Origin of the sequence: Rhodococcus sp. HM1, assembly GCF_023218075.1 — a bacterium.
Taxonomy (GTDB): Bacteria; Actinomycetota; Actinomycetes; order Mycobacteriales; family Mycobacteriaceae; genus Rhodococcus.
Genome location: NZ_JALPTB010000073.1, coordinates 22,239 through 29,623 on the forward strand (window position 1 = coordinate 22,239; position 7,385 = coordinate 29,623).

At 66.4% G+C, this 7,385-nt stretch carries 7 protein-coding genes; 4 read left to right on the top strand and 3 right to left on the bottom strand.

Annotation, left to right across the window (positions count from 1 at the left end; genetic code table 11):
• Window positions 1–48: 48 nt before the first annotated feature.
• The 3 genes from kstD to M1M07_RS27060 form a co-directional block, all read right to left on the bottom strand.
• Complete coding sequence (gene kstD / locus M1M07_RS27050; protein ID WP_248676162.1) at window positions 49–1,761, bottom strand: 3-oxosteroid 1-dehydrogenase; 1,713 nt, start codon at window positions 1,759–1,761, stop codon at window positions 49–51.
• Window positions 1,762–1,933: 172 nt separating this feature from the next.
• The gene (locus M1M07_RS27055) at window positions 1,934–2,272 is read right to left on the bottom strand and encodes a hypothetical protein (RefSeq protein WP_248676163.1); all 339 of its coding nucleotides are present in this window, start codon (window positions 2,270–2,272) and stop codon (window positions 1,934–1,936) included.
• Between the two features lie 2 nt (window positions 2,273–2,274).
• A complete protein-coding gene (locus M1M07_RS27060; RefSeq protein ID WP_197251655.1) occupies window positions 2,275–3,420 on the bottom strand; it encodes a Rieske 2Fe-2S domain-containing protein in 1,146 nt (381 codons plus the stop codon).
• A gap of 188 nt (window positions 3,421–3,608) precedes the next feature.
• Here M1M07_RS27060 and hsaA point away from each other — a divergent pair, with 188 nt between their 5' ends.
• From hsaA to hsaB, 4 genes are read left to right on the top strand one after another with little or no spacing between them, the layout of a single operon-like run.
• Window positions 3,609–4,784 (top strand): 3-hydroxy-9,10-secoandrosta-1,3,5(10)-triene-9,17-dione monooxygenase oxygenase subunit, encoded by a 1,176-nt coding sequence (hsaA, locus tag M1M07_RS27065; RefSeq protein WP_197251654.1) that lies wholly within the window; start codon window positions 3,609–3,611, stop codon window positions 4,782–4,784.
• A gap of 12 nt (window positions 4,785–4,796) precedes the next feature.
• Window positions 4,797–5,672 (top strand): 4,5:9,10-diseco-3-hydroxy-5,9,17-trioxoandrosta-1(10),2-diene-4-oate hydrolase, encoded by an 876-nt coding sequence (hsaD, locus tag M1M07_RS27070; RefSeq protein WP_248676164.1) that lies wholly within the window; start codon window positions 4,797–4,799, stop codon window positions 5,670–5,672.
• Window positions 5,672–6,571: an iron-dependent extradiol dioxygenase HsaC gene (gene hsaC / locus M1M07_RS27075; RefSeq protein ID WP_248676165.1), complete on the top strand. Its 900-nt coding sequence runs from the start codon at window positions 5,672–5,674 to the stop codon at window positions 6,569–6,571. Before hsaD ends, hsaC begins: the two co-directional genes overlap by 1 nt.
• On the top strand, window positions 6,571–7,155 hold the full coding sequence (gene hsaB, locus M1M07_RS27080) for a 3-hydroxy-9,10-secoandrosta-1,3,5(10)-triene-9,17-dione monooxygenase reductase subunit (RefSeq protein WP_248676166.1): 585 nt from the start codon (window positions 6,571–6,573) through the stop codon (window positions 7,153–7,155). Before hsaC ends, hsaB begins: the two co-directional genes overlap by 1 nt.
• Window positions 7,156–7,385: the final 230 nt, after the last annotated feature.

Consider the following 7,385-nt stretch of genomic DNA (forward strand, 5'->3'; position numbering starts at 1 on the left):
TCTCCCGAGCGGCGATGTTGGCGGGGCGCTTGCGGCCTCGGCCGCAGACTAGTGCTGTTCCGCCGTCTCGGCTGCGGGTTCTCCCGTTGACCGGGTTCCCTCGCCCAGGATGTCGAGGACCGCGAGGTAGGCGAACGTCATCGCGGGACCGATGGTCGCGCCGGGGCCCGCGTAGGTGTGGCCCATGACAGGGGCGCTGACGTTGCCGGCCGCGTAGAGGCCCTCGACGACGGTGCCGTCCTCGCGGAGCACGCGAGCGTCGACATCGGTGACGAGTCCGCCCTTGGTGCCGAGGTCGCCGGGCACCACCTTGAACGCGTAGAACGGGGCCTTGGCGATGACGCCGAGGCTCGGGTTCGGCTTGTTCAGCGGGTCACCGTAGTAGTGGTCGTACTGCGATTCGCCGCGACCGAAGTCCTCGTCCTTGCCGCTGCGGGCGAAACCGTTGAACCGCTCGACGGTCTCGGTGAGTGCCGCGGCGGGCACACCGATCTTCTCGGCGAGTTCGCTGACGGACCCGGCCTTCACCAGCACACCGGCCTTCAGCCAGCGACCGGGGAACGGCGTGCGCGGGGTGATGCCGGCGAAGGTGTAGCGGTCGCGGTAACGCTGGTCGAGGATCAGCCACGCCGGGATGTTCTCGCCGGGACCCTCGCCGCGGCCGTGGGTTCCGCCGTACATCGCGTGCGTCGCCTCGACGTACGGCGCGGATTCGTTGGCGAAGCGTTTGCCGGAGCTGTTGACCATGATGCAGCCGGGCAGGCTGCGCTCGGACAGCGCGAACCAGGGCCCGCCGGTCAGCGGGAAGGACGGACCCCACCACGCGTCGTCCATGAAGTCCACGGCGCCCCCGACGGCCTGGCCGGCGCGGATGCCGTCACCGGTGTTGGCCTTGGCGCCGACGGTCCATTCCGTCCCGATCGGGGCACGCTGGTACTTCTTGCGCATCTCGTCGTTGTGCTCGAAGCCGCCGCAGGCGAGGATGACGCCCTTGCGGGCGTGGATGATCCGCTCCTCGCCGTCCGAGACGATCTTGACGCCGCGCACGGCACCGTCCTCGACGACGAGGTCGGTGAGGGCGGTGTTGAGCAGCAGGGGAACGTTCGCGTCGCGGAGGCCGATGCGCAGACCCGCCATGAGTGCCTGACCGCGGACCAGCAGGTGCTTGCGGGTGAGGTTCGCCCACACGAAGCGCGCGCCGACCCGCATGGCGCGCAGCGGTCCGCGCGGGTTGCGCATCAGCAAGTTCAGCCACTTGTAGTCGGCCTGGGTGATGACGAAGTTCTTCGGGGCCCGCGCGTAGTCCGGTTCGAGCGTGGCGAGATCCGCGCCGAGGCGACGTCCGTCGAACGGGCTGGGCTCGACGGAGCGGCCACCGGCGCGCCCGCCCGGGGCCTCCGGGTAGTAGTCGGAATATCCGGGGACCCACTGCAATTCGAGTGCGCTGTGCTTCTGGACGAAGGACAGCATCTCGGGGCCGCGGTCGATGTAGGTGTCGATCTTCTCGGCGGGCACCACGTCGCCGATGATGCTGTGCAGGTAGGTGCGTGCGGCCTCGGGGGTGTCCTCGACACCGGCCGCCTTCAGTGCGTCGTTGTTGGGGATCCACACGCCGCCGCCGGAGCGGGCGCTCGAGCCGCCGTAGCAGGCAGCCTTCTCGATCACGACGACGCTCGCGCCCTTGGTGGCGGCGGTGATCGCGGCGGTCATTCCGCCGGCGCCACTGCCGACGACGACGATGTCGTACTCCTGCTCACTCATGTAGAACACGTTATAGAATTGGTTCTGCCGAGTCCATCCTTTCCGCCCAGATTGTCTGTGCGGAGAGGGGAGATCACGCCAGTGGTCCGACTCGAGACATGTTCCACAAACGACCGACGGGACCCGTCGTCCGGGCGGGCCGGACGAAGGGTCCCGTCGTCGTGGACCGCGACTACCGGGGCACGGTCAGTGAACCGTCGAGCACGGCCTGCTCGATGCTCGCGCGCAGGTTCGGGCAGCCCTCGCGCGGGCCGCCCGCGCGGTCGGCGTCCCGGAATACCGGGCACGTCTCCTTCGGATCGGACTGCCACTGGATGCTCGTTTGCCGGAAGCTGTTCTTGCGCACCAGGACACACGTGCCACAGCTTCGGCATTCGATCTCGCTCATACCCGAGTCGAGGTAGTTGATCTTGTCGATGGCGGTCTGGGCGGCGATCGCCTCGACCCGGTCCGGCTGATCCGCGAAACTCGGAGACTTCGCCCACTTGCTCTTTCGGGTCGAGGCGCTCATCGTCAGACCTCCGCGTCCTGCTTCTTCTCCGCTTCGGCGGCCTTGCGGGCCATGTTCTCGGCGACCTCCGCCTCCCAGGCCTCGTTGGCCTTGGTGGTGTCGACCTCGAATTCGAAACGCTGGGTCATCTTCTCGGTGACGTCGGCGACGTCGACGTAGAACTGTTCGTACCAGCGGCGCAGCTGGTAGACCGGACCGTCCTCCTCGCAGAGCAGCGGATTCTCGATCTTGGTCTTGTTCTTCCAGATCTCGACGTCCTGCAGGAAGCCTTCCCCGATGCCCTCGGTGAACTTGGCCGCCATCCTGTCCGACTGCTCGTCGGTCATGCCTGTCGGCTTCTTGACGATGATGCCGTACTGCAGCATGAACGAGTCCTGCGTGATCGGGTAGTGGCAGTTGATCAGCACCGATTCGACCTTGTAGCCGCCGTAGCTGTTGGTCATCGGGTTGATCATGTAGGACGGGCCGTAGTACGCCGCGTACGACTCGAGGGTCGACTCCAGGCCGTACTGGGTGGACATGCCCTTGTCGGGGCGGCCGCGGGTGTTGAGGAACTGCTCCGCGATGTGTCCTTCGAAGACGTTCTTGAAGAATGTCGGGAAGGCGTAGTGGATGTAGAAGAAGTGCGCCATGTCGACGACGTTGTCGATGATCTCGCGGCAGTTGGAACCCTCGATGAGGATCTGGTTCCAGGTCCAGTCGGTCCACTCGTCGCTGCCGTACTGCTCGATCTCCGGGAGCGTGATCTCCGGCGGCGGCGGGTTGCCCTCGGGGTCGTTCCAGACGAAGAGCTGGCCGTGCTTCTCGGTGGTGATCCACGCGCGGGTGCGGGCGAGCGGCGGAACGCGGCGGGCGTAGGGGATGTCAGCGCACTTGCCGCTGCCGTTCCAGCGCCAGTCGTGGAACGGGCACGCGATGTCGTCGCCCTTGATTTCGCCCTGCGACAGGTCGCCACCCATGTGGCGGCAGTAGGCGTCGAGAACCTTGAGATCACCGTTGGTGTCGGCCCAGACGACGAGTTTGGTGCCGAACGCCTGCACGGAGTGGGGCTTGCCGTCCCTGAACGTCTTGCTCAGGCCGAGGCAGTGCCAGCCTCGTGCGTACCGAGTCCGGGCTTCTCCGACGTCGATCTCGCGAATCGGTGCCATGTCCCCTCACTTCCCTTCGGATTCCTACTAGAACACGTTATAGAAGTTCGTACCGATCCGGAAGTGATAGGAGACTTTGGTCCCTACGAAACCGCACCGACCTGCGGTGGGGCGCGACCCTCGACAGAAATAAGAACGTGTTCTAGTCTCGATTCAAGCGATCAATTCGGAGCAGACGGGAGCGTCCAGTGGGCGACCACGACAGCCACGAGGTACTGCAGCGCATCGACGCGCTGCTCCCTTCCTTCCGGGAACGTGCGCAGGAGACCGAGGACCTCCGCCGCATCCCCGACGACTCGATCAAGGCGCTTCAGGAGGCCGGCTTCTTCAAACTCGTCCAGCCGTCCCAGTGGGGTGGATACGAGTGCGATCCGGTGACCTTCTACACCGCGGTTCGCAACATCGCGAGCGCGTGCGGCTCCACCGGATGGGTCGCCGGCATCATCGGCATCCACAACTGGCACCTGGCGCTGTTCTCCCAGCAGGCGCAGGAGGACGTGTGGGGCGAGGATCCCGACGTGCGCATCTCCTCGTCGTACGCGCCCATGGGCGCCGGCCAGGTCGTCGACGGGGGATACAAGGTCAACGGTGCCTGGGCATGGTCGTCGGGCTGCGACCACGCGACCTGGGTCGTCGTTGGAGGCCCGGTCATCAAGGACGGCCGCCCGGTGGACTTCGGCAGCTTCCTCATCCCGCGCGCGGAGTACGAGATCGACGACGTGTGGAACGTCGTCGGCCTGCGCGGCACCGGCTCGAACACGATCGTCGTCAAGGACGTCTTCGTCCCGCGGCACCGCTTCCTCAGCTTCAAGACCATGAACGATCTGGCGTCGCCGGGTCTCGAGGTCAACACCGCTCCGGTCTACAAGATGCCGTGGGGCACCATCCATCCGACGACGATCTCCGCCCCCATCGTGGGAATGGCCTACGGCGCCTACGACGCCCACGTCGAGCATCAGGGCAAGCGAGTGCGCGCCGCCTACGCCGGCGAGAAGGCCAAGGACGATCCGTTCTCGAAGGTCCGCATCGCCGAGGCCTCCAGCGATATCGACGCCGCATGGCGTCAGCTCTCCGGCAACGTCGCCGACGAGTACGAATACCTGTTGGCGGGCAAGGAAGTTCCGATCGAGCTGCGTCTGCGCGCTCGCCGCGATCAGGTGCGGGCCACCGGTCGCGCGATCGCGTCGATCGACCTGTTGTTCGAGAACTCCGGAGCGACCGCTCTCGCGAACGGCACTCCGATCCAGCGCTTCTGGCGTGACGCCCACGCCGGTCGGGTGCACGCGGCGAACGACGCCGAGCGCGCGTACGTCATGTTCGGTGGCGCCGAATTCGGTCTGCCGCTCACGGACACGATGGTCTAGGGGAGGCGATCGATGACGACGACCGAAGAACTCACCTACGAATCCACGTCCCGCTTCGCGCAGGTCCGCCCGGACCTGAAGCTGCACTACCACGAGGCGGGCGTCGGCAACGGCCCGACGATCGTGCTCCTGCACGGCGGCGGCCCGGGCGCGTCCTCGTGGTCGAACTTCTCCAAGAACATCCCGGTCCTGGCGCAGCGGTTCCACGTGCTCGCGGTGGACCAGCCCGGCTACGGCAAGTCCGACAAGCCCACCGAGCACCCGCAGTACTTCGTGCACAGCGCCTCCGCGCTGAAGGATCTGCTCGACACGCTCGGCATCACCGGACGTGTTCACCTGCTCGGTAATTCGCTCGGCGGCGGCGCCGCGGTGCGTTTCGCGCTGGACTACCCGGACCGTGCCGGACGGCTCGTGCTGATGGGGCCGGGCGGTCTGAGCGTCAACCTGTTCGCCCCGGATCCGACCGAGGGCGTGAAGAACCTCGGCAAGTTCAGCTACGAACCGACCCGCGAGAATCTCGAAGCGTTCCTGCGGATCATGGTGTTCGACCAGTCGCTGATCACCCCCGAACTGATCGAGGAGCGGTTCGCCGCGGCGAGCACCCCCGAATCCCTGGCCGCCGCGAAAGCGATGGGCAAGTCCTTCTCCAGCAGTGAATTCGAGAAGGGCATGCTCTGGCGCGACGCCTACAAGCTGCGGCAGCGCGTGCTCCTCATCTGGGGTCGCGAGGATCGCGTCAACCCGCTCGACGGCGCGCTCGTGGCGCTGAAGATGATCCCGCGCGCGCAACTGCACGTGTTCGGTGGCTGCGGCCACTGGGCGCAGCTCGAGAAGTTCGACGAGTTCAACAGGCTCGCAGCCGACTTCCTGCTCGACGGAGGAAACTGATGAGCATCCGCGCACTGGCGTACCTGCGCATCGAGGCCACCGACATGGCGGCCTGGCGCGACTACGGACTCAAGGTCCTCGGCATGGTCGAGGGCAAGGGCGCCGACCCCGACGCGCTCTACCTGCGGATGGACGACTACCCCGCTCGTCTTGTCATCGTTCCGGGCGAGCGCGACGGGCTCTACTCCTCCGGTTGGGAGTGCGCCAATGCCGAAGGCCTGCAGGAGATCCGCGAGCGACTGGCCAAGGCGGACTGGGCGTTCGAGGAGGGCACCAAGGAGGAGGCCGCCGAGCGTAACGTCGTCGAGTTCATCAAGTGCCGCGACGCCTCCGGGTCGCGACTGGAGATCTTCCACACCGTGGCGCTGCAGCATCGGCGCATCGTGAGCCCGTACGGCCACAAGTTCGTCACCGGCGAGCAGGGCCTCGGGCACGTCGTGCTCGCCACCAAGGACGACGCGGCGGACCTCGAGTTCTACCGGGATGTGCTCGGCTTCAAGTTGCGTGACTCGATGCGCCTGCCCCCGCAGGTCGTCGGGCGGCCCGCGGACGGCGAACCGGCCTGGCTGCGTTTCCTCGGCTGCAATCCGCGCCACCACAGCCTGGCGTTCGCGCCGCTGCCGAACCCCACCGGGATCGTGCACCTGATGGTGGAGGTCGAGAACTCCGACGACGTCGGGTTGTGCCTCGACCGGGCGCTGCGCAAGAAGGTCAAGTTGTCCGCCACCCTCGGCCGGCACGTCAACGACCTGATGTTGTCCTTCTACATGAAGACCCCGGGCGGCTTCGACGTCGAATACGGTTGCGAGGGATTGGAAGTCGAGGACGACAAGTGGATCGCCCGGGAGAGCACCGCGGTGAGCCTGTGGGGCCACGACTTCTCGGTGGGATTCAAGTAATGTCCGGCAGTGAAACCGAATCCGGCGCGGGTGTCGACCCGCGCCGGTTCCGGAACGTCCTCGGGCAGTTCTGCACCGGCGTCACCATCATCACCACCGTGGACGACGGCGCTCCGGTCGGCTTCGCGTGCCAGTCGTTCGCGGCGCTGTCGCTCGAACCGCCGCTGGTGCTGTTCTGTCCCACCAAGGCCTCGCGGTCCTGGGCGGCGATCGAACGGTCCGGTCGCTTCTGCGTCAACGTGCTCGCCGAGGAACAGCAGGACACGTGCGCCCGCTTCGGATCTCGCGAACCCGACAAGTTCGCCGGAATCGATTGGACGCCTTCGCCGCTGGGCTCACCGATCCTCACCGGCTCGCTCGCCCACATCGACTGCACCGTCGAGACCGTGCACGACGGGGGAGACCACTGGGTGGTGTTCGGACGCGTGGCCTCGCTGAGCGAGGTGCGCGACGAGAAGGAACGTCCTCTGCTGTTCTACCGCGGTCAGTACACCGGTATCGAACCGGACAAGACGGTGCCCGCACCCTGGCGCGACGACCTCGAGGCGTTTCTCACGAGCGTCACCGAGGACACCTGGCTGTAGTCGTCCCGCCCCCGGTCGTCCCGAGACCCCCGTCCTTTCCGAGACCCACGTCCTTTCCGAGACCCCCGTCTTTCCCGAGCGAGCGGTACATTCGATCGATTGACGGGCTGTTGCAGAATCGCGGGTCGGTCTCGCCGTGACGCGGCGGGGCCGACCTGCGGCTTTGTGTAGAATCTGTTGGTGGCCAAAGGATATCGACCCGTCGATCGCGACCAACAGTTCCTGATCCC